The 2,480-nt window shown below is 78.3% G+C and carries 1 pseudogene; it reads right to left on the bottom strand.

From position 1 onward, the window contains the following. Positions 1-2,480 (bottom strand): annotated as a pseudogene (locus AWC08_RS38890) (PE family protein); the annotation flags it as partial.

Genomic DNA, 2,480 nt, shown 5'->3' with positions numbered 1-2,480 from the left:
GATGCCACCCGCACCGCCGGCCACCCCTGGGTTGGCGCTGTTGTCGGTGCCAACGCCGCCGGCACCTCCGACGCCGCCGATCCCACCGATGCCGCCCTTACCGCCGGCCCCTTGCTGGCCACCGCCACCCGATCCGGCCGACCCGCCGGCACCGCCCTGCCCACCGTCACCCCCCGCGGCACCTTGACCACCAATACCGCCACCGGCTAGCCCTGTGCTGCCGGCTCCACCCTTGCCGCCCACGCCGCCAACGCCACCAACCCCGCCATCACCCGCAGTGCCCAAAGCACCTGTGGTGGAACCGGAACCGCCCAAGCCAGCCGCACCGCCGGTGCCACCCACGCCGCCGGTGCCGCCGGTGCCGCCGGCCACCCCCGGGTTCGCGCTGCTGTCGGTGCCGGAACCACCAGCGCCACCTGCGCCGCCGCCTCCGCCGGTGCCGCCAGTACCGCCCGCCCCCTGAAGACCTCCACCACCCGAGCCTGCAGCTCCGCCATCACCACCGCGCCCGCCATCGCCGCCGGCGCCGCCTTGAGCGCCCTGTTGGCCGACAGTCGCAACGGTCGTGTTGTCTGCCCCTTTACCGCCGGTCCCGCCGACACCGCCGACGCCGCCGTCACCGGCCGTGCCGGACGCGCCGGTGCTCGATCCGGAACCGCCCAGGCCTGCCGCACCCCCGGTACCGCCGGTGCCACCCTGTCCGCCCGACTGAGCGGCGATTAACGGATCGGTGCCGGTTGTCCCGGTACCGCCGGTGCCTCCTGTGCCGCCGACGCCGCCGTCACCGCCTTTGCCTCCGGCGCCCTGCTGACCGCCGCCGCCAGCGCCTGCAGCGCCGCCGCTGCCACCCTGACCACCGACGCCCCCGGTGCCGCCCTGCGCGCCCTGAGCGCCGGCCGATGCGATGGTGGTGTTGGCAGCACCCTTACCGCCGCTGCCGCCCGCGCCGCCGGCCCCGCCGTCCCCGGCGACCCCCGAAACGCCCTTTGTCGAACCAGACCCACCCGCTCCGGCCGAACCGCCTGTGCCTCCGGTTCCGCCCTGACCGCCGGCCTGAGCGGCCACGAGCGGGTCGGTGCCCTGCACGCCGGTACCGCCTTGGCCACCCACACCACCTGTGCCGCCGGTGCCGCCGGTGCCGCCAGCACCCTGTTGTCCGCCGGTCCCGGCGCCCGCGGCGCCGCCAGTGCCACCGCTGCCGCCGGCCCCGCCGGCGCCGCCCTGGCCGCCTTGCGCTCCGGCCGCGGCGACGGTGGTGTTGTCAGCGCCTTTACCGCCGGTGCCGCCCGCGCCGCCGGCCCCGCCGTCCCCGGCCGTTCCGGCTGCTCCTGTGCTGGAGCCGGTGCCACCAACACCGGCCGCACCGCCAGAGCCACCGGTGCCTCCTTGACCGCCGGCTTGCGCGGCCACCAGAGGATCGCTGCCGTCCGCACCGGCTGCCCCGGAACCGCCGACTCCGCCCTGGCCGCCCTGACCACCGCCGCCGCCCGCGCCCTGATGTCCACCGGCGCCGACGCCCGCGGCCCCGCCCGCACCGCCCTGGCCGCCGGCACCGCCGGCCGCACCTTGACCACCCTGGGCACCCGGCGCAACCGCGTCCAGGCCCGCCCCACCGGCCCCACCGCTGCCACCCTTACCCCCCGTGCCTCCGTCTCCGGCAAGACCCGTGGCCCCCGCAACGGACCCGGCGCCGCCGAGTCCCGCGGCGCCGCCCGTCCCGCCGGTGCCACCCTGGCCGCCGGCCACTCCGGCGGTGTTCAGACCGCCGGACGAACCCGACCCGCCGGCCCCGCCTGTGCCACCGACCCCGCCTTGGCCACCGGCGCCTCCGGCCCCTTGCAACGCTCCGCTGCCACCCCCGGCGCCGCCGGCGCCGCCTGCGCCACCGGCGAAACCAGTACCCCCGACCGCACCGGAACCAGCGGCGGCATCCGCTCCGGCGGCGCCCGCGCCACCTGCGCCACCCGCGCCGCCGGTGCCGTTAGCGCCCGTTCCGCCGGCTGCGCCGCCCCAACTCAGGAATCCACCCGCTCCACCGGCGCCAGCAGCCCCAGCGGTCCCCCCGGTACCGCCCGTGCCGCCGGTTCCGCCGACTCCGCCGATAGCGCCGTCACCGCCGCGCCCGCCGATCCCTCCGACACCACCGGCGCCCCCAGCACCGCCGTGGCCGCCGGGACCGAACAACAGCGCGCCATGGCCGCCGACGCCACCGGCACCTCCGCTCCCGCCGGTCCCGCCCAGCCCACCGAGTGCACCGCCGTCCGTCCCGGCAATGCCGGCTCCGCCTGCTCCGCCGGCTCCACCGGCACCACCGCCGCTGAACAACCAGCCGGCGCCTCCGGCGCCCCCGGCCCCGCCGTCGCCGCCGAGAACACCAGTCGTGCCTATCCCGCCGGCTCCACCGGCGCCACCGAAGCCGAACAGAAGAGCGGCACGTCCGCCGGTTCCGCCCGTGCCCGCGCCATACCCGCCGCTGCCCC

It is taken from the genome of Mycobacterium gordonae (assembly GCF_002101675.1).
GTDB lineage: Bacteria > Actinomycetota > Actinomycetes > Mycobacteriales > Mycobacteriaceae > Mycobacterium > Mycobacterium gordonae.
The sequence above is the reverse complement of the archived record's forward strand: the minus strand, read 5'-3'. Positions and strand labels throughout refer to the sequence as shown.